Annotated in this window: 20 protein-coding genes; 10 read left to right on the top strand and 10 right to left on the bottom strand. The window is 64.3% G+C overall.

Annotated features, from left to right (window positions below; all coding sequences use genetic code 11):
• The first annotated feature begins 27 nt into the window (after positions 1–27).
• From VE092_RS04845 to VE092_RS04825, 5 genes are all read left to right on the top strand, one after another.
• Positions 28–1,242: an efflux RND transporter periplasmic adaptor subunit gene (locus tag VE092_RS04845; RefSeq protein WP_324874351.1), complete on the top strand. Its 1,215-nt coding sequence runs from the start codon at positions 28–30 to the stop codon at positions 1,240–1,242.
• On the top strand, positions 1,239–4,406 hold the full coding sequence (locus tag VE092_RS04840; RefSeq protein ID WP_324874349.1) for an efflux RND transporter permease subunit: 3,168 nt from the start codon (positions 1,239–1,241) through the stop codon (positions 4,404–4,406). The genes VE092_RS04845 and VE092_RS04840 overlap by 4 nt, the downstream gene beginning before the upstream one ends.
• A gap of 92 nt (positions 4,407–4,498) precedes the next feature.
• Positions 4,499–5,191: a heavy metal response regulator transcription factor gene (locus VE092_RS04835; RefSeq protein WP_006462301.1), complete on the top strand. Its 693-nt coding sequence runs from the start codon at positions 4,499–4,501 to the stop codon at positions 5,189–5,191.
• Complete coding sequence (locus tag VE092_RS04830) at positions 5,184–6,620, top strand: heavy metal sensor histidine kinase (RefSeq protein ID WP_324874347.1); 1,437 nt, start codon at positions 5,184–5,186, stop codon at positions 6,618–6,620. Before VE092_RS04835 ends, VE092_RS04830 begins: the two co-directional genes overlap by 8 nt.
• Positions 6,621–6,738: 118 nt before the next feature.
• Positions 6,739–7,659: a bestrophin family protein gene (locus tag VE092_RS04825; RefSeq protein ID WP_324874345.1), complete on the top strand. Its 921-nt coding sequence runs from the start codon at positions 6,739–6,741 to the stop codon at positions 7,657–7,659.
• 22 nt (positions 7,660–7,681) lie between these two features.
• Here VE092_RS04825 and VE092_RS04820 read toward each other — a convergent pair whose 3' ends face one another.
• Positions 7,682–8,632 carry a glyoxylate/hydroxypyruvate reductase A gene (locus VE092_RS04820; RefSeq protein ID WP_324874343.1) on the bottom strand — a complete coding sequence of 317 codons (951 nt, stop codon included), beginning with the start codon at positions 8,630–8,632 and terminating at the stop codon, positions 7,682–7,684.
• Entirely contained in the window at positions 8,629–9,045 is a 417-nt protein-coding gene (locus VE092_RS04815; RefSeq protein ID WP_006462307.1) for a VOC family protein, read from the bottom strand. Before VE092_RS04815 ends, VE092_RS04820 begins: the two co-directional genes overlap by 4 nt.
• 256 nt (positions 9,046–9,301) lie before the next feature.
• Here VE092_RS04815 and VE092_RS04810 point away from each other — a divergent pair, with 256 nt between their 5' ends.
• Positions 9,302–10,126, top strand: a complete 825-nt coding sequence (locus tag VE092_RS04810; protein WP_324874340.1) for a universal stress protein — start codon at positions 9,302–9,304, stop codon at positions 10,124–10,126.
• Between the two features lie 16 nt (positions 10,127–10,142).
• On the opposite strand, the gene VE092_RS04805 is transcribed toward VE092_RS04810, so the two are convergent.
• Complete coding sequence (locus VE092_RS04805; RefSeq protein ID WP_324874337.1) at positions 10,143–11,393, bottom strand: PepSY-associated TM helix domain-containing protein; 1,251 nt, start codon at positions 11,391–11,393, stop codon at positions 10,143–10,145.
• 444 nt (positions 11,394–11,837) lie between these two features.
• Between VE092_RS04805 and VE092_RS04800 the strand changes: the two genes are divergently transcribed.
• From VE092_RS04800 to VE092_RS04790, 3 genes are all read left to right on the top strand, one after another.
• The gene (locus tag VE092_RS04800; RefSeq protein ID WP_324874335.1) at positions 11,838–12,071 is read left to right on the top strand and encodes a hypothetical protein; all 234 of its coding nucleotides are present in this window, start codon (positions 11,838–11,840) and stop codon (positions 12,069–12,071) included.
• Positions 12,072–12,073: 2 nt separating this feature from the next.
• Complete coding sequence (locus VE092_RS04795; protein ID WP_324874333.1) at positions 12,074–12,394, top strand: hypothetical protein; 321 nt, start codon at positions 12,074–12,076, stop codon at positions 12,392–12,394.
• A gap of 61 nt (positions 12,395–12,455) precedes the next feature.
• Positions 12,456–12,776 (top strand): hypothetical protein, encoded by a 321-nt coding sequence (locus VE092_RS04790; RefSeq protein WP_324874331.1) that lies wholly within the window; start codon positions 12,456–12,458, stop codon positions 12,774–12,776.
• Between the two features lie 16 nt (positions 12,777–12,792).
• Here VE092_RS04790 and VE092_RS04785 read toward each other — a convergent pair whose 3' ends face one another.
• The 3 genes from VE092_RS04785 to VE092_RS04775 all read right to left on the bottom strand — a co-directional run bounded on the left by VE092_RS04785 (position 12,793) and on the right by VE092_RS04775 (position 17,519).
• Positions 12,793–16,614: a PAS domain S-box protein gene (locus tag VE092_RS04785; RefSeq protein WP_324874329.1), complete on the bottom strand. Its 3,822-nt coding sequence runs from the start codon at positions 16,612–16,614 to the stop codon at positions 12,793–12,795.
• A gap of 346 nt (positions 16,615–16,960) precedes the next feature.
• Positions 16,961–17,326: a hypothetical protein gene (locus tag VE092_RS04780; RefSeq protein WP_324874327.1), complete on the bottom strand. Its 366-nt coding sequence runs from the start codon at positions 17,324–17,326 to the stop codon at positions 16,961–16,963.
• Between the two features lie 13 nt (positions 17,327–17,339).
• Positions 17,340–17,519, bottom strand: a complete 180-nt coding sequence (locus tag VE092_RS04775) for a hypothetical protein (RefSeq protein ID WP_324874325.1) — start codon at positions 17,517–17,519, stop codon at positions 17,340–17,342.
• A 554-nt stretch (positions 17,520–18,073) separates the two neighbouring features.
• On the opposite strand from VE092_RS04775, the gene VE092_RS04770 reads away from it, so the two are divergent.
• Positions 18,074–20,272, top strand: a complete 2,199-nt coding sequence (locus VE092_RS04770) for an ATP-binding protein (RefSeq protein ID WP_324874323.1) — start codon at positions 18,074–18,076, stop codon at positions 20,270–20,272.
• A gap of 18 nt (positions 20,273–20,290) precedes the next feature.
• Here VE092_RS04770 and VE092_RS04765 read toward each other — a convergent pair whose 3' ends face one another.
• The 4 genes from VE092_RS04765 to VE092_RS04750 form a co-directional block, all read right to left on the bottom strand.
• Positions 20,291–21,397: a hybrid sensor histidine kinase/response regulator gene (locus VE092_RS04765; RefSeq protein WP_324874321.1), complete on the bottom strand. Its 1,107-nt coding sequence runs from the start codon at positions 21,395–21,397 to the stop codon at positions 20,291–20,293.
• Positions 21,394–21,864 (bottom strand): response regulator, encoded by a 471-nt coding sequence (locus tag VE092_RS04760; protein ID WP_324874319.1) that lies wholly within the window; start codon positions 21,862–21,864, stop codon positions 21,394–21,396. The genes VE092_RS04765 and VE092_RS04760 overlap by 4 nt, the downstream gene beginning before the upstream one ends.
• Before the next feature lie 32 nt (positions 21,865–21,896).
• Complete coding sequence (locus VE092_RS04755; protein WP_324874317.1) at positions 21,897–23,504, bottom strand: sensor histidine kinase; 1,608 nt, start codon at positions 23,502–23,504, stop codon at positions 21,897–21,899.
• Positions 23,505–23,753: 249 nt separating this feature from the next.
• A complete protein-coding gene (locus VE092_RS04750; protein WP_324874315.1) occupies positions 23,754–24,296 on the bottom strand; it encodes a hypothetical protein in 543 nt (180 codons plus the stop codon).
• Between the last annotated feature and the right edge of the window lie 25 nt (positions 24,297–24,321).

The following is a 24,321-nucleotide window of genomic DNA, read 5'->3' as shown; positions in this document are numbered from 1 at the left end:
GCGATCATTTCAGGACGAGTTTCAGGCATGACCACCTCACCCCAATCTCCCCAGCGCTCTCCCCTCGCCGTGTTCGTTGCCACGGCCCTGATCCTGGCTGCCGGCATCGGCAGCTGGGTCTATGTCGAACGCGCCCGCGCCGCCGACCAGCCGGCGGCCAAGGCCCCGCCGCCGGTGGCCGTCTCGCTGGCAAGCGTGCAGGAACGCGACCTGCCGCTGTACCTGGCCGGCGTGGGTACGGTCACGGCCAATGCCAGCGTGGTGGTCAAGACCCGCATCGACGGCCAGCTGGACAAGGTCGGATTCAAGGAAGGTGAAGAGGTCAAGAAAGGCCAGTTGCTGGCCCAGATCGACCCGCGCGCCCTGCAGGCGCAACTGGCGCAGGCCGAGGCGCAACGCGCCAAGGACGCCGCCACCCTGACCAATGCACGGCTGGACCTGCAGCGCTACACCACCCTGCGCGGCCAGGACGCGGCCACCCAGCAGCAGCTGGATACGCAAAAGGCATTGGTGGCGCAGCTGGAAGCGGCGGTCAAGACCGACGAGGCCCAGGTGGCCTATGCCAAGGTGCAATTGAGCTATACCACCATCAACGCCCCGCTCTCCGGGCGCGTGGGCGCACGTCTGGTGGACCCCGGCAACATCGTGCATGCGAGCGATGCCAATGGCCTGGTGGTGATCAACCAGATCGATCCGATCACCCTGGTCTTCACCCTGCCCGAGGAGGCGGTGGTGGCCATCAACCGCGCCCAGCGCAGCAGCCAGCAGCCGCTCAAGGTCAGCGCCTATGCCCGCGACTCGCAGGAGGTACTGGCTACCGGCAAGCTGGTGCTGCTGGATAACCAGATCAACACCACCAGCGGCACGGTGCAGCTCAAGGCCCGCTTCGACAATGCCGAGCACAAGCTGTGGCCGGGCCAGTACGTCAATGCCCGCCTGCAGATGAACTCCCACGGCAATGCCCTGACCGTGCCGGCCGCCGCCATCCAGCGCAACCAGCAGGGTACCTACGTCTATGCCATCGACCAGGACGACAAGGCCAACATGCAGCCAGTCAAGGTCGATCGCATCCAGGACGGCGTGGCCGTGCTGGCCGCTGATAGCGGCGTCGCCGCTGGCCAGCGCGTGGTCATCGACGGCCAATACAAGCTCAAGCCGGGCAGCCGCATCGTCGAGAGCAAGCCGCAGCCGGCCAAGGCCCAGGTCAGCGCCGGCACCGATGCGAAAGGAAACACCAAGTGAGCGTTTCCGCCGCCTTCATCAAGCGCCCCATCGGCACCACCCTGCTGGCCATCGCCATCCTGCTGGTGGGCATCGCGGTCTGGCCGCTGCTGCCGGTGGCGCCGCTGCCGCAGGTTGACTTCCCGACCATCCAGGTCACCGCGCAATTGCCCGGGGGCAGTCCCGAGACCATGGCCTCCAACGTGGCGCAGCCGCTGGAGCGCCAGTTCTCGCTCATCGCCGGGCTCTCGCAGATGACCTCGCAGAGCACCCTGGGCACCACCCAGATCACCCTGCAGTTCGACCTGAACCGCAACATCGACGCCGCCGCGCTGGATGTGCAGGCGGCCATCAACGCCTCCACCGGGCAGTTGCCATCCAACCTGCCCAACCCGCCGACCTTCCGCAAGATCAACCCGGCCGACTCGCCCATCATGATCATGTCGGTGCAGTCCGATGCACTGCCGCTGACGGTGGTCAACGACTACGCCGACAACATCCTGGCCCAGCAGATTTCGCAGATCTCCGGCGTCGGCCTGGTCAACGTCAACGGCCAGCAGAAGCCGGCCGTGCGCATCCAGGTCGATCCGGCCAAGCTGGCCACGCTGGGCCTGAGCCTGGAAGACATCCGCGGCGTCATCGCCACCACCACCGTGAACCAGCCCAAAGGCACGGTCGATGGCGCGCGCCAGGCCTTTACCGTCTATACCAATGACCAGTTGCTCAAGGCTGACCAGTGGAGCGACATGGTCCTGGCCTGGCGCAATGGCGCGCCGATCCGGGTCAAGGACATCGGCATCGCCATCGACGGACCGGAAAACAACAAGATCGCCGCCTGGGCCTTCTCGGGGGCGGCCAACACGGCGGACCACACCATCACCAACGGCCGCTCCATCGTGCTGGCCATCACCAAGCAGCCAGGCGCCAACGTGATCGAGACCGTGGGTCGCATCAAGGCCGCCATGCCGCGCCTGCGCGCCGCGATTCCGGCCGCCATCCACGTCAACACCCTGATCGACCGCACCCAGACCATCCGCGCCTCGGTGGAGGATGTGGAATTCACCCTGGTGTTGACCATCGCTCTGGTGGTGATGGTGATCTTCGTGTTCCTGCGCAACGTGGCGGCCACCCTGATCCCCTCGGTCACGGTGCCGCTGGCCATCATGGGCACGGCCGGCGTGATGTACGTGGTCGGCTATAGCCTCGACAACCTGTCGCTGATGGCCTTGACCATTGCCGTGGGCTTCGTGGTGGATGACGCCATCGTCATGCTGGAAAACATCTACCGCTACGTCGAGGAAGGCATGTCGCCGCTGGAGGCAGCCTTGAAGGGTGCGGGCGAAATCGGCTTCACCATCATCTCGATCTCGGTCTCGCTGGTGGCGGTGTTCATCCCGCTGCTCTTGATGGGCGGCATCGTCGGGCGCCTGTTCCGCGAGTTTGCGGTGACGGTCACGCTGACCATCGGCGTATCGGTGGTGATCTCGCTGACCTTGACGCCCATGCTGTGCTCGCGCTTCCTCAAGAACGAGCACGGACAGCGCCACGGCAAGCTGTATCAATGGTTCGAACGCTGCTTCGACGCCATGCTGGCCGGCTACAAGCGCGGGCTGGATGTGGTGATGAAGCACCAGTTCATCACGCTCATGAGCTTCCTGGCGACGGTGGCGCTGACGGTGGTGCTGTTCATCTTCATCCCCAAGGGTTTCTTCCCGCAGCAGGACAATGGCGTCATCGTCGGCTTTGCCGAATCCTCGCAGGACACTTCCTCGGCGGCCATGCATGAACGCCTGCTGAAGGTGGCCGACGTGGTGCGCCAGGACCCGGACGTGATCGGCTTTGCCATGAGCGCCGGTTCCACCACCTTCAATACCGGGCAGTTCTTCATCGCCCTGAAACCCAAGGACCAGGGGCGCACCACCAATGCCGACGAGATCATCGCCCGCCTGCGGCCCAAGGTGGCTCGTGTGCAGGGGGTGAACCTGTTCATGCAGGCCAGCCAGGACATCAACGTCGGTGGCCGCCTCTCGCGCACCCAGTACCAGTACACCGTCACCGATACCGACCTCGATGAACTCAACGTCTGGGCGCCGCGCATGCTGGAGCGTTTCCGCCAGCTGCCGCAGCTGACCGATGTGGCCTCCGACCAGCAGAACCAGGCGGCGGCGGCCGTCATCACCATCGACCGCGCCCGCGCCTCCAGCTTCGGCATCTCGCCGGCCCTGATCGACGCCACCATCTATGACGCCATCGGCCAGCGCCAGGTCGCGCAGTATTTCACGCAGATCAACAGCTATCGCGTGATCCTGGAAGTGACGCCGCAGCTGCAGAAGGACCCGTCCCTGTTCGACAAGCTCTACCTGACCTCGCCCCTGACCGGGCAGCAGGTGCCGCTGTCAACCTTCGTCAAGGTCGACACGAGCAAGACCTCCTACCTCTCGATCAGCCACCAGAGCCAGTTCCCGGCGGTGACAATTTCCTTCAACCTGGCCAAGGGCGTGTCACTGGGCGAGGCGGTGGACGTAATCCAGAAGACCAAGGAGCAGATGGGCGTACCGCAGACACTGGTGGGCAATTTCCAGGGCACGGCCAAGGCCTTCGGAGATTCGCTGTCGTCCCAGCCCTACCTGATCGCGGCCGCACTGATCGCGGTCTACATCGTGCTGGGCCTGCTCTATGAGAGCTACATCCACCCGCTGACGATTCTCTCCACATTGCCCTCGGCCGGGGTGGGCGCCCTGCTGATCCTGATGATCGGTGGCTATGACCTGTCGGTGATCGCGCTGATCGGCATCATCCTGTTGATCGGTATCGTCAAGAAGAACGGCATCATGATGATCGACTTCGCCCTCACCGCCGAGCGTAGCCAGGGCATGAAGCCGGAAGAGGCGATCTACCAGGCCTGCCTGTTGCGCTTCCGCCCCATCATGATGACCACCATGTGCGCCCTGCTGTCGGGCCTGCCGCTGATGCTGGGCCATGGCGCCGGCTCCGAGCTGCGCCGGCCACTGGGCTATGCCATGGTGGGCGGACTGGTGCTGTCGCAGGCGCTGACCCTGTTCACCACCCCGGTGGTCTACCTCTACCTAGACCGGGCGCACTACTGGTATGAACGCAAGAAGAAGGCACGCCAGGCACGCAAGGCCGCCCGCCTGGCCCAACAGCCGCCGCAGGTGGAACATTGAAACGAGACCACACCGATAAAAAGCCGGGACGGTAGAATCCGGCATGGACTGATGCCGGGCGATCCTGCCCCGGCGCAGGCTATGGAGACCGCATGAAGATCCTGATAGTCGAAGACGAACAAAAGATGTCCGAATACCTCTGCAAGGGCTTGACCGAGCAGGGATGCGCGGTCGATCTGGCCTCCAACGGGGTGGATGGACAGCACCTGGCGATCCAGCATGACTACGACGTCATCGTGCTCGACGTCATGCTGCCGGGACTGGATGGCTTTGCCGTGCTGCGCTCGCTGCGCACGGTCAAGCAGACCCCGGTCATCATGCTGACCGCCCGCGACAGCGTGGAAGACCGCATCAAGGGCTTGCACGACGGTGCCGACGACTACCTGATCAAGCCCTTTTCCTTCCTGGAGCTGCTGGCCCGCCTGCAGGCCCTGACCCGGCGCGGCCGCGCGCAAGAGCCGGCGCAACTGCGCATCGGCGACCTGCAGATCGACCTGCTCTCGCGCAAGGCCTTCCGCGGTGGCCTGCGCATCGACCTCACGGCCAAGGAATTCGCCCTGCTGGCGGTGATGGCGCGGCGCCAGGGTGAGATCCTGTCCAAGACCGCCATTGCCGAACTGGTCTGGGACATGAATTTCGACAGCAACACCAACGTGGTTGAAGTCGCCATCAAGCGTCTGCGCGCCAAGATTGACGCTCCCTTCGAGCAGAAGCTGCTGCATACCGTGCGCGGCATGGGTTACGTGCTGGAGCCCCGGGCTGCGGCCGATGCCGGCGATGACTGACGCGGGCGCCACCTCCGACAAGCAGCCCCGGCGGCGCCGGCTGCCGCTGCGGCAATCGATCACGGCACGCCTGGTGCTGATGTCGGCCGCCTCGGCCCTGCTGATCTTCGCCGTCGCTGGCGTCGTGCTCTACACCGTCCTCAAAGGCGAATTGCTGCGCCACGAGCGTGACGCCCTCTTCACCACCCTCAATGACATCAGCTACCAGATCGAGCGCGCCGGCAACACCGAGCGCTGGGGACGCGTGCAGCTGAAGCTCTCCACCCTGTCGCAGGCGGACCAGCACGTCTTTTTCTGGATCGCCAGCGATGACCCGCGCTTTACCTATGGCGACCTCACCCGCCTGACCCCGACCGCCATCAGCCACGACGATGGCAAATCGGTCGGCCGGCTGCATCTGCCAGGGCGACGCTTCCCCCTGCACATCATGACGCGCACCCTGCCGGCTTTCGAGGAGCGACCTGAAGTGCGTGTGACCGTGGGCGTGGATGGCGCGCCCTACTTCGAGATGCGTCGGACCTTCCTACTGGCGACCAGCATTTCCTCACTGCTGGGCATCGTGCTGGCGGTCATTTCCAGCTACTGGATCGCCCGCGCCGGGCTGGCGCCGCTGCGCCGCATGTCGGTCCGTGCCCAGAGCTTTTCGCCACGTAAGCTGTCTGCACGCATGCCGGTGGAAGCCCTGCCGGAAGAGCTGTCGGTCCTGGCCGACGCCTTCAATGGCGCGCTGGAGCGCATTGAACAGGCCTATACCCAACTGGAGGCCTTCAACGCCGATGTCGCCCATGAACTGCGCACGCCCCTGGCCAACCTGATCGGCGAGACCCAGGTGGCACTGGCGCGCGAGCGCAGTGCGGGCGAATTCAAGGACGTGCTGCAATCGAACCTGGAAGAACTGGACCGCATCCGTTCCATCGTCAACGACATGCTGTTCCTGGCCCGCTCCGACCAGGGCGAGGCCGCCACCGCCCGGGTCGCGACGCGGGTGGCCGAGGAGGTGCAGAAAACTGCCGATTTCTTCGAGTTTGTGCTGGACGATGCCGGCATGGGCATCACGGTGGCCGGCGACACCGAGGCCACGGCCACCATGGAAACGGCGCTCTTCAAGCGGGCGCTGACCAACCTGATCCAGAACGCCATCCAGCACTCACCACAAGGCGCGATGCTGCGCATCGATATTTCCGCAGGTGAAGAAATGGTCAGGGTGGCGGTCACCAATCCGGGGCCCGCCATCGACGAACAGCACCTGCCGCGCCTGTTCGACCGCTTCTACCGCGTCGACAGCGCCCGCCAGGACATCAACGGCAGCCATGGCCACGGCCTGGGGCTGGCCATCGTCAAGGCCGTGGCACGCATGCATGGCGGGAGGGCCTTCGCCAGCAGCGGCGGCGGACATAACACCATCGGATTTACCATCGCCCGTCAGTAAGGGCTGGACGTCTGTCGGCTGTATGTGCGGACGCTGGCGTCATCTGTCTACGCCTGCCGGTTCAGCACGGAATTACCATGGGGCTTCGACTTTTTCGTTCCTGTTCCAGGAAACCAATATGATCGTTCGCCCCCAGCCCCACTGGTTCCGCATGCTCTTCGTCTGGAACGGCTCAGTGCTGCGCACCATCATGCCGCAGATGCTGATGATGACGGCCTTCTCGACTCTGGCGGTCTTGACCGACGGCAAGATCTTCGGCGACAAGCTGCCGCTGAACACCTCCACCTTCACCCTGCTGGGCGTGGCGCTGGCGATCTTCCTGGGCTTTCGCAACAGCGCCAGCTATGACCGCTACTGGGAGGGCCGCAAGATCTGGGGCGCCCTGCTGATTGCAGCGCGGGCGCTGGCGTCACAGGGCTTGCGCTATGGCGTGACGGGCGAGGATGCAGCCCACAGGAAGCTGTTCATCCATCGCATCATCGCACTGGCCTATGCGCTCAAGCACCAGTTGCGCACGACTTCGCCGCAAGAGGACATGGCGCGCCTGCTACCGGGCGCGGCCGATGAATCAGTCGGCAAGGCACAATACCTCCCGGTGTACCAGATGGATCAGCTGCGCGCCATGCTGGCCCACGCCAACCGGCAGGGACGGCTCAGCGACACTGGCCTGTGGACATGCGACCAGCAGCTCAACGAGATCAACCACTGCATCGGCGCCAGCGAGCGCATCGCCTCCACGCCCATCCCCTTTGCCTACGGCGTGCTGCTGCACCGGACCGTCTACATCTATTGCCTGCTGCTACCGTTCGGGCTGGTCGATGCCATCGGTGTCGCCACACCGCTGATTTCGGTCTTCGTCTCCTACACCTTCCTGGCGCTGGAAGCCATCGCCAGCGAAATCTCCCTGCCCTTCGCCTGTTCCCCCAATGGCCTGGCGCTGGATGCCATCAGCCTGGAAATCGAGCGATCTTTACTGGAACTGGCGGGCGAACCGCTGCCACCGGCGGCAGCGTGCGGGAAGGATTATCGGCTGGATTGAGCAGGGATACCTTCCACCTCAGTCAGTACCCCCGCCCGATATCCACATTGGCTGGAATCACCCCACTCTCCCGGAAATACCGGATATTCCCCGCCACAATGGCCGAGGCCGTGGCGGCATCCGTGGGGGCCGAGCAATGCGGCAAGACCGTCACCGCGGGATGGGTCCATTGCCAGGAAGCCGGCGGCAGGGGCTCGGTGGCGAACACGTCCAACACCGCATGTTTCAGCTGGCCGGCGTCCAGCGCCTGGCGCAGCGCGCCGTCGTCGATGATGGGGCCACGGGCGAAGTTGATCAGTTGTGCCTGTGGTGGCAACAAGGCCAGGCGCGCCGCATCCAGCAGGCCATGGGTGTCGTTGGTCAGCGGCAGCAGGCAGATCAGGATATCGCTACGTGAGAGCAGTTGCGTCAGCCCCTGCATGCCGCTGAAGGTCTCCACGCCGTCCAGCTGGCGCGGACTGCGGCTCCAGCCCGCCACCGGGAAGCGTGCCTGGCGCAGTGCCACGGCGGCTGCCTCACCCAGCGCGCCCAGGCCCAGCAGGCCGATGCGACGCTGTTCCGGCGCGACATAGTCCAGCTGCTGCCAGCGCTGCGCGCGCTGCTGCTGCGCATAGCGCGGCATGTCGCGATGCAGGTAGAGCGTCCAGGCCAGCACCGCCTCGGCCATGGTCGCCGCCAGCCGCGGATCGACCAGCCGGGTGATCTGCAGGTCGGACTGACCAAGATCGGCCACCAGCCGTTCCACCCCCGCCCACACGCTATGCACCCACTGCAGTTGCGGCAACAGCTTCAACTGGGCCGGGTCCGGGTTGGCGACGATGGCCAGGCGGCACTGGGCGCGCTGGGCGTCGTCCAGATCGGCGAAGGCCACCACTTGCTCCTCCGGCATGGCATTGCGCAGGGCCTGCAGCCAGGCGGCGACCGAGGCAGCATCGCCCTGGCTGACGAAGGGGATAGTCGTGCCTTGACTCATTTGGCGTACACCTGTGCCAGGCTCCTGAAGCCTTTCACTTCGATCGGGTTGCCCGAGGGGTCGAGGAAGAACATGGTCGCTTGTTCGCCCGGCTCACCGGCAAAGCGGATCTGCGGCTTGAGCACGAATTCGACCTGGCCGCTGGCCGTCAGGCGATCAGCCAGTTGCTGCCACTCGGGCAGCTCCAGAATCACACCCAGGTGTGGCATGGGGACCATGTGCTCACCGACCTTGCCGGTGTTGCTCACCGCAAAGGGTTGCCCCAGGTGCAAGGAGAGCTGATGACCGAAGAAGTCGATGTCGACCCAGGTGTCGGTACTGCGGCCCTCTTCGCAACCCAGAAGGTCGCAATAGAAGCGGCGCGACTGGTCGAGGTCGCGCACGTGGTAGGCAAGATGGAAGATCGATGGCATGCAAGCTCCTCGCTGAGGCAATGTCGGAAGGGCGGAAAAACCGCAAAGCTGACAAGGATAACCCAACCGCGGTCACCGTACTGCAAGCACCTATCGTTGACGTGCCGAGTGCTGCCGGAGAAGGGATGCCGCCCCGGATTGACATGCGTCAACCGGCGCCACAATTGCGCTGGACGCCTGCCCGTCAGCGGCCTAGTCTGGATACATGGCGTCCAGCCCCGGATGCCGTCCCACCTGAAATCTCCGAGGAGTCACCATGAGCTACAAGTCCATTCTGGTCCACGTCGACCAGTCGCGTCACGCCGCCCAGCGCATCCGCATCGCCGCCGAACTGGCGCGGGACCAGCAGGCCCATCTGATCGGCAGCGCCGTCAGCGGCATTTCCAGCTTCATCACCATGGAAGGCGCCGCCTACGTGGCCGCGCAGATGGATGGCTTCCGCGACCGCGCCCTGGCGGCCCTGGAGAACTTCGACAAGATCGCCAACAGCGTGGGTGTGCCTTCCTGCGAAAAGCGCTTCGTCGATGACGACGCCGAAGGCGGCCTGGCGCTGCAGGCCCGCTATGCCGACCTGGTGGTGGTCAGCCAGGCCGACCTGGACGATGCCGACGACAGTTTCCTCACCGACCTGCCCGAATACGTGATGCTGAATGCCCCGCGCCCGGTGCTGATCATCCCCAGTGCCGGCGAATTCAAGCACGTCGGCAAGAACGCACTGATCGCCTGGGACGGCAGCATGGAATCCACCCGCGCCATCACCGCCGCCCTGCCGCTGCTACGCCAGGCCAACAACGTGACGGTGGTGATCTTCAATTCCGACAAGCGCCTGGGCACCCATGGCGAGCAACCCGGCGCCGACATCGCGCTCTATCTGGCGCGCCATGGCGTGAAGGTGGAAGTGGCGCAGGAACAGACCCCGCTGGACATCGGCAACGCCCTGCTCTCGCTGGCCGCCGACAAGGGTTCCGACCTGCTGGTCATGGGCGGCTACGGCCACACCCGCTTCCGTGAAGTGCTGCTGGGCGGGGTCACGCTGACCATCCTCAAGACCATGACGCTGCCGGTCCTGATGGCGCACTGACGCAGCACCGAGCCGCTTACCGCAGTTCCGCCACCGGCCCCTCGCGGGCCGGTGTCTTTTGTGCAGCCAGCCGTTCACGCTGCTGCAGTCGAGCCTTGCGCTTGCGCACCCAGATGATCACCCCGGTCACCGACAGCATGGCCACCAGCGCCCCCAGCAAGGACACCATCACCCGCCCGGCCAGCCCCAGGATACGACCCGAATGCAGCGGGAACTGTGCCTGCAGGAAGATATCCCCGGCACTACCCCGGCCTGGAATCTTGCCGCCCTCATAGGCGCCCGTCATGGCATCGAAATATAGCCAGGCATTGCCCAGCCCGACGTCGCCATGGTCATTGCCCGGCTGGAAGAAGCCCACCCCATAGACGCCGAACATGCCGGAATAGAAGACCCCACCCACCGGCTCATCCAGTCCCAGCTTCTGCCCTTGCGCCCGACCCAGCGCCACCACTTCTTCACGCGAGATGCGCGGTTCCGGGACCTTGTCGGCTGCCAGCGGCGTGCGTGTCTCAAACGGACCGGCGGTCAGCGTGGAGACCGTCTGCAGGATCGGGCGCATCACCTGGCGCTCCAGGTTCATCGATACCGAGGTCACCGCCAGCACCAGCAGCAGGCCCCAGACCCACACGCCGCCGGAACGGTGCAGATCGAAATTGAGCTTGTGCCCGCCCTCACGCCAGCGGAACGCCAGCGACTTGCGCCAGCTGCGCCAGTTGGGGAAGGACAGGTAGAGCGCGATGAAGCAGTCCAGCATCCAGACGATACCGATGATGCCCATGAGCCAGATACCGGTCTCGATGCCGCCCATATCAGGCAGATGCATCGTGTAGTGCAGCTTGTAGAGGAAGGGCAGCAGGTTTTCCCGTGACAGCGAGATGGCACCCCACATGCGCCGGCCCTGGATCTCGGCGGTGACCGGATCGACGGCGATCTGGTTGTAATCCAGCGCAAATGGCTTGCCGGTCGCCGGGTCCAGGCACGGCTCGACCATCATGTTCATGGTGTGCCCCGGCTCGGCCTCCGTCAGCACATAGGTCACCCGCAGGCGCGGTTCGGCCTGCTCCACCCTGCGCGCCAGCTCCAGGCCAGGCAACGGCGCCCCGGCACCGGGTTGATCGGCACTGCGGGCATTAAACAGCTGCGGATTGAGCCAGGCGTCGAGTTCGTGGTCCCAGGAGATCAGCGCCCCGGTGGCACCGGCGATGAACAGGAACACGGCAACGGCAAGGCCGAACCAGCGGTGGAGGAGGACGAGCAATGCGCGCATGAGGGTCAGTGATGCTGATTGGGCAGGTGGCTAAACCGCAGAACGGTAGAACGGCTGAGCGGAAATGTCGGGCTGAATCAAGCCGCCTGCCCGCCGAGAGCGTTGCAGTATTGACTTCCCGGGCAGACAGATGAGGCACTCGCCCGAAAAGGCAGCGCGATCAAAAATTTCCCTTCAGCCTTCAATAATTAAATAAGAACGAGAATGGTTGCTATTAATTGTAAGAAATCTGAAGGCAAAAGGAAACCACCGTGTACAGTTTTTTGCATCCGCTCGCTTCGTCGGCCCTCCCCGTCAGGTCCTGGCCCATTTTCTGGTTCATCGAATCCCTTCGAGCCTGAATCGCAAAAATTACCGTATTTCCATCCTTCCTTCGGTGGCGGTGCTCAAGGCCGATGGGTTGACGCTACTGTCGCTGCTTTTTTGACCACAAAGGAGGAGCACATGTCCAAGGCCATCATTCGGGCGGGAGACCCGAGCTCCCACGGCGGTACCGTGGAGGACGGATTCCTCCATTTCAACATGTTCGGCAACGCAAAGGGCATAGCTTCCGCGACAGCATCGGCTTGGTCTTATGGCTATCAACACGGGGGAAGCCAAAAGATGGAAGCTGAATTTAAACGACGGGTAGAGCTGGACAGGCGCCTGGTCAAAAAGAACGATTATCCGAAGAGATGACAATGACGCTTCCCCAATGGTTAAAGGGCGCCATCCTCGGATCGCTTGTCAGCTATTTTGGACACGCGCTCCTGATCGATTCACGGTTTCATTTCGCGACTATCGATCTTGAAAAAGTAAAATTCATCTCGGAACGACTCGACGTCTTCAAGACCCAGGATTCGAAGGAAGTAGCCTTTACCGTCTTCAAGGAAACGGAATGCTACCGCCTTTACGAAATAACCTGGTCTTTCGGCGTGTTTGACCCAAAGGACGGAACGACCCTGGAAGAGTTCATCATCTGCCCGGGCCTTGGCACGGGCTGGTTACGGGACGGCCTATGAATTTATCTTTGCCTCGTCACTTGCTCCCGATATCCAGCCCTGAATCATCGCGAGCGAATCCATGACAATCAAATCACTACTGATCGGCGCCGCCATCGCCGCTCCCATTGCGCTCTACTGCAAACTGATCCTTGTCCCTCCCGACTTCTGGCATGGGCCAGTCGACGTGGTGGCTTTTCGCGTCGTCTCGGAGAAGATCACCGTCTTCAAGAACAGGCACTACAAGCAGGCTGCGTTTGAAGCCGGCAAGGGCATGCTCTGCTACCGCCTGGAAGATGACGCCCATTCCTTTGTGATCGTGGACTTCAAGGACGCAACGGTAAAGGAGTTCCTGATGCTGTGCCCGGGCTACGGCGCTGGCTGGAGCAGAGACGGTATCTGAGACCCGACCCAACGCCTCAAGTCGACGCAATCTTCGTCAAGATCTCCTGCAACTGATCGATATCGTAAGGTTTGGGCAGCGAATACGACGGGAAGCCCACGTTGCGTGCCACCATTGCACCGTAACCCGAAGCAAAGATCACCGACATGGTCGGGAAGCGTTCCAGGGCGCGCTTGGCCAACTCCACGCCCGACATGCCTGGCAGATTGACGTCGGTGAAGAGCACGTCGAACTGCTGCTCGTCCAGCGCCTGTTGGGCGTCCTCGCCACTGGCCACGCCGCGTGCCTGGTGTCCCAGGGTCTCCAGCAACTCGCAGACCAGTTGCTGGGAATCGATGTTGTCTTCCACCACCAGCAGTCGCAAGCCATCGCCGCTGACATCGGTTGCCTCGGACCCCCCGGTCGGCATCGCGCTGGTGATACTGCCGCCGGCGGCGATGGCGCCGTCGGTGCCATAGGCTTCCTGCGGTGGCGCCTCGGCAACGGACTCATCCTGGCGCTGGCGTTCGGCCACCGGCAACACATGGATGGTGGCCGAGGCAGCCGCCAGGTCACGTTCGCGTGTGACCTGGGCCAGTTCGATACGGTGCGCGCGGTTGGATAGCATCTGACGGATGCGCTGCGCCAGCTGGTTGATGCGATAGGGCTTGGAAAGCAGTTCCACCCCGGCATCCAGCCGCCCTTCATGGACGATGGCGTCGCGCGGATAACCGGAGGTGAACAGGATCTCGATATCCGGTAGCAGTTGCCGCGCCTGGCGCGCCAGCTCGGTGACGGGTACGCTGCCGGGCATCACCACGTCGGTAAACATCATGTCCACCTCCATCCCGCTCTGCAGGATGGCCAGGGCGCGTTCGCCGTTGTCGGCCTTGAGCACGCGGTAGCCCAGCGACGACAGGGTATCGATGACGGTGAGCTGCAGGTTGGGATCGTCCTCCACCACCAGGATGGTCTCGTCACCGCCACGGACCTGCAGGTCGCGGCTGTCGTCGATGACTACCTCATCGTCGACGCAGCGCGGGAAGTAGATGCGGATGGTCGTGCCCTTGCCCGCTTCGCTGTGCAGACTGATATGTCCCTTGCTCTGCTTGACGAAGCCATAGGCCATCGACAGGCCCAGCCCGGTGCCCTCGCCTTCACGCTTGGTGGTGAAGAAGGGTTCGAACGCACGCTCGCGTACCTCGGGTGACATGCCGGCGCCATTATCGGAGATCTGCAGTTCCACATAGTCGCCCGGCGCCAGGTCGGCCTGCGACAGGAATACCGGATCGGTGAGCTGCACGTTGTCGATCTGCAGCGTCAGACGGCCGCCGTTCGGCATGGCATCGCGGGCGTTGATGGCAGTGTTGATGATCAGGTTCTCGACCTGGTTGGGGTCCAGCATGCTGTTCCACAGGTCGTGCGTGATGACGGTGGAAATTTCGATGTTTTCGCCCACGGCTCGCCGCAACAGGTCGTCCATGTTCTGCACCACCCGTTCCAGGTTGATGCTACGCGGCTGCAGCGGCTGGCGACGGGCAAAGGCCAGCAGTTGCGAGGACAGCTTGGCGCCCCGATCGACCGCACCGATCGCGGTACGCACCCGCTGCCGGCTGCGTTCATCCAGGCGTGGATCGGTCTGCAGCAGTTGCAGATTGCCGCCGATGATCTGCAGTACGTTGTTGAAGTCGTGCGCCACGCCGCCGGTGAGCTGGCCTACCGCTTCCATCTTCTGCATCTGGCGCAGGGCCGCCTCTGCGCGGGTGCGTTCGATGATCTCGGCCACCACCCGCTGCTCCAGGGTGTCATTGAGTTCGCGCAGCGCGTCCTCGGCGCGGCGGCGCTCGGTGATATCGGTGGAGACCGCGATCATGGCCTGCGGGCGGCCTTCGCCATCGACGATGCGGCTGATGTCGCTGGATACCCAGAAGGTCGAACCATCCGGGCGCAGGTAGCGCTTTTCCAGGGTGAAGGAGCGACCGTCCTCGATGCAACGGTTGAACAGGGACATGTTCATCGGCACATCGTCGGGATGGGTGACATCAGCCAGGGTCATGTCCAGCATGTCTTCTTCGCTGCGGCCGAGCATGCGGCACAGCGCCTGGTTCACGCGCAGGTAGCGCCCTTGCAGGTCCATCTCGGAGAAGCACACCGAGGCCTGGTTGAAAATGGCGGTCAGGCGGTTCTCGCTCCACGACAAGGCCTGCAGGCCGCGGCGCCGCTCGGTCAGGTCGATGAAGGTGCACAGGGCGCCTTGCAGCTGGCCGTCCTGCCACACCGGATGCGCCTGATATTGCACCGGGAAGCTGCTGCCGTCCACGCGCAGGAATTCTTCGCTGTCGACGTGGGCAGTGACGCCTTCGCGGGCCGCCTTGAGCACGGCACATTCGGCACGGCTGACCGGTTGCTCGCCCTGCGGCGCCATGATGACCTCGTGGATGGAACGGCCCAGCACATCCTTCTCGCCGGCATACCCCAGCATCTGCAGGAAGGCGGCATTGCACAGCGTGACCGTGCCGTCACGGTCGATCGAGAAGAAGCCCTGGTCGGTGGAGTCCAGCAACTGGCGCACGAAGGCGTTGTTGGCACGCACACTGGCCTCGGAGGCGGCCAGTGCCTGCTCCATCAGCTTGCGCGAGGTGACGTCGAACACCACGCCCACATAGCGCGATCCGGTACGCGGGTCGTCGTCCACCACCTCGCCCTTGCGCGCCAGCCAGCGCTGTTCGCCATCCGGGCGGGTGATGTGGTATTCGGTATATTCCAGCGGATTGCGCGGGCCGCTCTCGCGGATGCGAGCGGTTCCCAGGTTGGGATGGAATTCTTCATCGATCATATCCACCAGCTGCTGCGAGGTCACCTCGCCCTCCGGCTCCAATCCCCACAGTCGACGGAAACGGTCACTCACCGCCAGCTTGCCGGAACCGGGGAACCACTCGAAGATCCCGATGCCGCCGGCCCGGTCGGCGATGCGCAGGCGCTCCTCCGCCACATGACGTTCGGTGACGTCGTTGCCTTCGATGAAGATGCCGGCCACTTGGCCATCGCGCCCCTTGATGGGCTGAAACACGAAGTCCAGCACCGCGCCATCGAAGCCGCTATCAGCCCCGCGTCGCAGAAACAGCCGGGCGCCGCGTTCGGTGTAGGCCTGACCGGTCTGATAGACGCGATCGAGCAGCGCGAAGAGGTTTTCGTCGAGCAGTTCGGGCAAAGCCTCGCGTGCCGGCAGGCCCAGCACCGGACGGTCGCCGAACAGCTTGAAATAGGCGTCGTTGACGCGCTCGAAGACATGCAGCGGGCCGCGTACCACGGCCTTGAAGCTGGGCGACTGTTCCATCAGGTCGCGCAGCAGGTCGGTATGGGCCAGCGCCGCATCCAGGCCGCTGGCCCGCACCAGCGAGCACAGCACCCCGGCCACGTGGTCCTGGCCACCACTGCCGTCTTCCCAGACCGGTACGCAGGACAGGTCCCATTGATTGGCGGTGGCCACGGCCTGGTTATCATCGTGGAACAGGGATAGCCGGCCCAGTTGCTGTTGCCGGCCCGCGAAAGCCGCTTCGATGGCGGCTTCGCACTGGTCGCCGGCGCCGGTCCACAGGAATGAACCGAGCAGCGGCGCACCGAAGGCGGCCGGATGCGCGGTGCCGATACAGGCCGCGAATGCGTCGTTGTAGAGCATATGCCGACCAGCGCCCCATACCAGCAGGCTGGGCATGGGCGAATGCAGCACGATGTTGAGGGTGGTTCGCAAGGTCGGCGACCACTGCGCCGGTGCACCCAGCGGGCTGGTGGTCCAATCGCTTGCTGCAACGATTTGCGCGGTCAGGCCCGCTCCGCGCAACCAAGAAATTTCTGCCATGTCGTGAAACTTACCTTTAAGCCTAGCTATGAGCACCGAGGTCGGTCTGGTGGGCGACAGGATGAGCTGTCCATTCCCACGGGTCCCTTCATTGTTGTTCGCATCCGCTTGGGCAGGTCGATGTTGATCCGATCCACACTATCGCCCCTGCCGCGTGCCGCGGTCGATTATACGGGAAGGCAGTGCAGCCTCCTGTGCCGTCCTGGCCCGTGGGAGCGCTGACATGCAGGCGCAAAGCCGCCTGGCATAGCCCCCCGCGAAGGCTTCCTGTTTTCCTACACGAAATCAAGGCATGCACCTACATGCCTGCAGGCCGGGACGGGCGCCACCAGGAACGTCGCAGGCTTCAGCCGGACTTCTTTTTCAGCGCACGTTCCTCACGCAGCAGGCGGTTCAGCTCCGCCAGTTCCTGCACCGCTTCCTGGGTCAGGATCACCGGCTCGTTGGGACGGTAGGCACGACCACCGAGGCGGCCATTCATGCCGATGTAGGCGCGGGCGCAGCGCCGGCGATAGGCCAGGATGTCTTCCTCGCCATGCAGCGGCTGACCGGCCGAATCCTGGGAGGGCTCGGGATAGACGGACAGGCGCTCGTCCTCGCCATCGGCGACGACACCGCCCTGGGTGGAGATGTGGTTACGGTAAGCGGTCCAGTCGCCCTGCTGGATGGCGATGAGAGGATCGCAAGGATGGGTGGAATCAGACTTGTCCATGAGGCTACCCTGCTCAAAGATCCGGCGCGTGCTGCTTGCGCCGGGCTGGTTGCAACGTAAGCTTGCCATTGTCCGCGTCGGTCCCGGCCGCCATCGGCAGGCCACCTTGCCTGCCTTGTTGCGCCAGCCGGCTGGGCTGACCGACACTGCGTTCGATTTTTTCCCGGTAAGTCATCGACATCATCGACAGCATACTGATTCGCTCCCTGGTGTGCTCCGGCCACGATGCTATCGACGACTTCATTGTAGCCATGTCACGCAAAACTGGAAGAGTCCGCACACCCCCAGTCGACACGATTTGACGCATCCTCACGAAGTCTCAGCATGCAACCGGGCGGTCTTTTCCCTTACGGCATCTTCCAGCGCACCGGCGCCGGCAGGCCGCGTTGTTTCTGCGAGTTTTGCGTGATCTTAAAAGCCCACATGGATGAGTTCTATCGGACTGCGTCCGATTGCCTTGTAGGACAAAATGGAAGTCTGCCCCGATGCCGCCGAGACAGCGCGGATCGCCAGTCCGGCGGTGCGTCAAATTCAGCAGTAATGTGCACTAAATCGGCCATGACGCATATAATTGGCATTTCCCGACAACAAGGGTCGCGCGCCCTGCCCCTGGCCGCCTTGCTCCGCCGATGGACGCAAGGCCTGCGCCGAATGCGGCGCGACCTCGGGCCGATTCCAACTGCGTTCGTCGCGACATGTGCGCGAACGCAATTCGACGCCGTTTTACCGGCTTCGGGAAAGTAGTGCATGAGCAATCCGTACCATGAAAATCGCCGGCGATCGGTCGACCTGAGCAACTGTGACCAGGAACCGATCCACATCCCCGGCTCCGTCCAGAACCATGGCGCCCTGCTGTGTTTCACGCCGGATGGCCGCCTGGCAACCCGCAGTACCAATGCCGAACTGCTGCTGGGCCCGCTGCCAGAAATCGGCCAACCCCTGGGCCCATCGCATCTGGATGCGGCTGCCCGTACGGTCCTGCTCAGTGCGCTGGAAGACAAGCACGGCTACATCGATGCGCGCATGCTGACGCTGGAATCGGGTGCCTTCGACCTGGTCACGCACAAGTCCGATGGCGTGCTGATCGCCGAATTCGAAAAACGTCCGGCCGATGCCTTGTCGCTGGATGCCTTCGCTCTGGCCGCACACCAGGCCATCCAGCGCATCCAGCGCCAGCAGGGCGTGGAAGACCTGCTGAGCCTGGCGGTGGATGAGATCGCCCGCATCACCGGCTTCGACCGCGTGATGGCCTACCGCTTCCTGCATGACGACAGCGGCGAGGTCATCGCCGAACACAAGCGCGAGGAACTGGAGCCCTTCCTCGGCCAGCGCTACCCCGCCAGCGATATCCCGGCCCAGGCACGACGCCTGTACGTGATCAATCCGATCCGTCTGATCGCCGACGTCGGCGCGCCCAATGTGGCACTGGAACCCGACCTCAATCCGCTTACCGGCCGGCCGCTGGATCTGAGCCACAGCATGCTGCGCAGCGTCTCGCCGGTGCATATCGAATACCTGAGCAATATGGGCGTGGGCGCCTCGATGAGCCTGTCTATCGTCATCGGCGAGCGCCTCTGGGGACTCATCGCCTGCCATCACATGAGCCCGCACCTGGTGCCCCATGCGGTGCGCATGTCCTGCCAGTTGCTGGCCCAGTTCGTGAGCGCCCTGGTGGAGCGCAATCTCAATGGCGAACGCTCCCGCGCGCTGGAATACAGCTCGGCGCTGCGACGCGAGATCGTGGCCCGCATCACCGACCGCGAAGATATCGTGCTGGCCCTGGCCGGCGAACATGAAGGTTTCCTGCGGGTGATGAACAGCCACGGCGGCGCCATCTCGATGGACCGCAAGACCCAGGTATTCGGCAAGGCTCCCTCGCGCGAAAGCGTCAACGCCCTGATCAACTGGCTCAACGAAAACGAACCCGGCGACATGTTCTACACCAGCGCCCTGGGTGCCGATGCACCGGCGCTCAAGGCGGTGCTGGGCGATATCTGCGGCGTGCTGGCGGTGCGCTTCTATCGCGAACAGGATGGCTATGCCTTCTGGTTCCGCAACGAACAGGTGGAAGACGTGCGCTGGGGCGGCAATCCCGAGAAGAAGTACAGCATCGGCCCGCTCGGCCCACGCCTGACGCCGCGCGGCTCCTTCGCCGTCTGGAAGGAAACCGTGCGCGGCAAGAGTCTGCCCTGGGACAAGACCGAACTGGAAGTGGCCGGCCAGCTGCGACTGGACTTCCAGGAAGTGGCGCTGTCCAACGAAAACATGGTCAAGCGCGCCCGCGAAACCCTGCTGGCCACCCTGGGCCACGATCTGCGCGATCCGCTGCAGGCCATCATGATGGCGGCCCGCATGATCGAGGTGCGCGAGCACTCGCCGTCCAGTTCCAATCTGAGCAAGCGCATCTCCTCTTCCTCGAGCCGCATGCACCGCCTGATCTCGCAGGTGCTCGACATCAGTCGCCTGCAGAGCGGGATGGGACTGGACATCCAGCGCCGGCCGGTAGATGTGCGCAAGATGGTGACCGAAATCGTCAACGAAGCGCGCATGGCCTATCCGGACAACGAGATCATCCTCGAAGCCGAAGACTGCGGCGAGATCCTGCTGGACGGTGACCGCATCAGCCAGGTGGTGTCCAACCTGCTCTCCAACACGCGCCACCATGGCGAGATCGGCAAGCCCTCCACCCTGATCGTGTTCCGGCGCGAGGACCTGCTCACGGTCTCGGTGTCCAACCATGGGCCGGCGATCCCGGCGGAGGTGCGCAACAATCTGTTCAAGCCCTACAAGAAGGAATCGATGGGCAACCAACGTAATGCGCGCGGACTGGGACTGGGACTGTACATCGTCAGCGAGATCGTCGGCGGGCATGGTGGCAAGATCGCAGTGGACTGCGACAACCACATCATCACCTTCACCGTCACCCTGCCGGTCCTGGCGGACTGAGGGCGCGCCGCACTCGCTTCAGTGGCCGGCGGCCAGCGGCAGCGTCACGAAGAAGCGCGCGCCCAGGCCCGGCCCCGGACTTTCGGCGTGCACCCGGCCACCGTGCAACTCGACCAGCTGGCGCGTGATCGCCAGGCCCAGCCCCAATGACGGATCACCCTCGGCGTCGGCCATGCCGGCCGCTTCCTGGCCGAAACGTTCGAAGACGCCGGTCAGCCATTGCGGCGGAATACCCCGGCCACTGTCGGCCACCTCCAACTGCCATTGGTCGCCGGGCCGGCGCAGGGTCGCCTGCACGCTGCCCTGAGGCGGGGTAAAGCGGATCGCATTCATCAGCAGCTTACCCACCACCTGCTGCAGACGTTGTGGATCGCCCACGACCGGCGCCGGGGTGGCCAGTTCCGAACGGATGCGGATGTCCTTGGCCTCGGCCGCCGCCTGCACCGACGCGATGGCCTGCTCGACCACGCCGGCCAGATCGATCGTCTGCATCTCCAGTTGCAGACTGCCGGACAGGATGCGACTGAGCTCCAGCAATTGCTCGACCCGCTGTGCCTGTCGCCGCGCGTTGCGTTCGATCACCTGCAGGCCCTTGTTGAGCTGCTCGGGATCGGAGGCGTCGCGCAGCAGGTATTGCGCCCAGCCGATGATGGCATTGAGAGGGGTGCGCAGTTCCTGCGACAGCGCCGCCATGAATTCTTCCCTCGCCCGTGCCACGCGTTCGGCCTCGGCCAGTCGCTGCTCTGCCTGCCGGGCCAGCAGGCGCTCCACCGCAGCAGGCAGGAAATCGAGATAGTCGCTGGTCTTGGGCAGCACGTCGGCCACCCCCGCGCGCAGCGCCTCGATGATGCGGGGTTCGTCGGATACGCCCGAGACCATGATGGCCGGGATCTGCAGCCCCGTCGCCCGCAGCTGGCGGAAAAAATCCAGCCCGGTGTCCAGGGCTTGCAGGTAATAATCGATGATCAGCAGGTCGGGCCGCTCTTGCTGGACCGCCGCCAGGGCAGTAGCGACGTCGGCGGCGGCGGTCACCCGATGGCCGTGCTTGCGCAAGACCCGGGTGGCCAGAGCCAGCAGGCCGTCATCGTCTTCCAGCACCAGGATGTGGGCGGCCCCGGCGCTCATCGCGACTCGCTCTCGCGCCGCCCGCTGCCACCTCCCGCCTGCGGCAGCTTGACCACCTGCAGGAAGAAGCCCAGGCGCCTTACCGCCTCGATGAAGTCGTCGTATTCCACTGGTTTGGTGATGTAGACATTGCAGCCGGTTTCGTAGCAGTGGGCGATCTCGCGCGGATCATCGGTGGTGGTGAGCATGATCACCGGGATGGCCGCGGTGGCGGCGTCCTGCTTCATCCGGCGCAGCACTTCCACGCCGTTCACGCGCGGCATGTTGACGTCCAGCAGCACCACCAGTTGCTGCAGCTCGGTCCGTACCAGGTCGGCGCCAAAGAAATAATCCAGGGCTTCCTGGCCATCGCGCAGCCGCGTAAAGCCGTTGACCAGACCGGCGCGCCGCAGGTTCTTCTCGACCAGCAGCGCATGGCCGTCGTCGTCTTCGACCAGGATGATATTGACGCTTTGTTCCGTGGGCATGATCCCTCCCTGTGATGTGTAGAGGCAGCGGCTCAGGGCGCCACCGGCGGCCGCGCCGGCAGGGCCACGAAGAAGCAGCTGCCCTGGCCTTCCACCGATTCCACCCAGATGCGGCCGCCGTGGCGTTCCACTACGCGCTTGACCAGCGCCAGCCCGATGCCCTCGCCCGGCGCGGCATTGCCGTGCAGACGCTGGAAAGCGATGAACATCTTGTCCAGATAGGCGGGCGCGATACCCAGGCCGTTATCGCGCACGAAATAGGTCACCAGACTGGGCGCGGTGGCGATATTGTCGGCCTGGCGGACATGCCCGACCGTGATGTGACCGGGGCGCGCCGGGTCGAGGTAATTGACGGCGTTGCCCACCAGATTGCCCAGCACCTGCTCCACCGAGGTCGGGTCACCGAAGGCCGGCGGCAGGTCCGCCGCGATATCCACCAGCGCGCCCTTGGCGCGGATGGTGCTGCTCATGGCGGCGACAATGCGCTGCACGATGGCGTGCATGTCCAACATCACCGGCTGATATTCCACCCGCCCGGCACGCGAAAGCCGCAACATGGCGTCGATGATCCCGGCCGACCGCGTCACCGCGTTCTGGATGAAGCGCAGCGAGGTATGGATGTCGTCCTCGACCAGGGTCCGCAGGCGCATCTTGTCCTGCTCCGGCAAGGCCAACTGCTCGACGGCGTCCAGCAGATCACGGGTGGCATGGGTGATCTCCTTGCTGAAACCCTGCAGGTTCACCAGCGGCGAACGCAGGTCGTGCGAGACGCTGTAGATGAACATTTCATTATCCTGGGTCTGCTGGCGCAGATCGGCATTGACATCAGCCAGCTCGCGCGCCCGCTGCTCCACTTCGGCGCGATAGCCTTCTGCCTGGCGCGAGGCTTCGTTGAGCCGTTCGCTGCTGCGGTGCAGGGCGTCATCGAGCTGGCAGATCTCGTCATCGCCACCCACCCGCGCCGCCAGCGGCTGACCGTCGGCCAGGCGCTGGGCATTGGCAATCAACACCGCGATACGGTTACCGATATTGCGCGTAAAGGCCAGCGAGGCCAGGCCCGCGGTCACGATGGAACCCAGCACCGCCGCGATCAGCAACCAGGTCTGGGACTGGCGCGCGGCCTGCAGTTGCGCCGTGCGTTGCTGACCCAGCCGGCGCTCTTGCTCGACGAAGCCGTCCAAGCGGTTGAGAAAGTCGGAGAGCCGGTGCGGCCCTTCCTCGTCGCGCAATTCACGGATCAGTGCATCGCGCTGGCCGTTCTGCATGCGCGCGCGGGCGCTATCGGCCCACTGGCGGTAGCGGGCGATGGTATTGTGCAGGCCGCGCGCGGCAGCGCTCTGCTGCGGATTGTCGGAGACCAGCCGGGCCAGCTCGCCAGCCTTGACCTCCAGGTCGGCCCACAATTCGGGACGGCTGATCGGCTCGGACTGGTCCAGCAGGATGGCATTGCGGATACGGGCCGATTCCAGCAGCATGGGCTGGCGCACCTCGGCCGCCTGGTTGACCACCTGTGCCGAATGCGCAGCCCAACGCTCGGCGTCTTCGGCATCGGCCTGCGACTTGAACAACGCTCCCAGCAACAGCACTTCGAACAGGCTCGGGATGGCAACGATCAGCAAGCCCTTGGTCAATAATCTCATGTGCGCTCGTCCGCTTCATGATCATTCTCACGGCGCAACCGCCTGCGATGGCAGTGCTCCCCTCTTGGCGTTCCTTGTTCTTCTGTACTACGCCTTGCCCGCTGAATTTCTGGTAATCGATTATTACGGGCAATTATAAACTCACCTGCCGGCGATGCGTGCAAGCGTGCGCTGGCGGCCGGCAGGCCATGAATGCAAAAGGCCCGACAGTACGCTGTCGGGCCGGAAGTGTTGCCCGGGGGAGGGAGATCAATCGATGAGGTCTTGCAGTGGCTGCGGTGCGCGCAAGGGATCGAAGTCGATCCAATCGCCCTGCTCGATCTGACCCTGCGCCCGTTCCACCTCGCTGCCCCGCAGCTGCTGCAGCACGCGTACGGCGCGCTGCTCTTGCGCCGGCTCCGCCAGCGCCACCGCCACCAGCATGCCAGCCAGGCGACGCGGGGCCGGGTCATCATCGGTGGCACTCAGACTGCCGACCAGGCCGCCCAGGTGTCCCCCGACCAGCCCGCCCAGTACCGGCCCCAGCGGGCCGGATACAGGCGCGGCGGCCAGCCCGGCGGCCGCACCAGCACCGGCACCGGCCGCGACCCCGGCGGCGGCGCCTTTGTCGGTTTCCTCGGCACCAGGCGATTTGTCGCGATCGCCGCCGACGGCAAAGCGGTCATGCTGACCGGCCGGATTGACGAAGAAACTGCTGACGCGCTCACGCGCAAAGCCCGCCTCCACCAGCGCCTCCACGGCGTGTGCGGCCTGCTCCTGCTGCTCGAATCGTGCGGCGATGATGGTGCTCATGGTGTCTCCTCCTTGAGGACGCGCC

Origin of the sequence: Herbaspirillum sp. (genome assembly GCF_035644555.1) — a bacterium.
Lineage (GTDB): Bacteria > Pseudomonadota > Gammaproteobacteria > Burkholderiales > Burkholderiaceae_D > Herbaspirillum.
The sequence above is the reverse complement of the archived record's forward strand: the minus strand, read 5'-3'. Positions and strand labels throughout refer to the sequence as shown.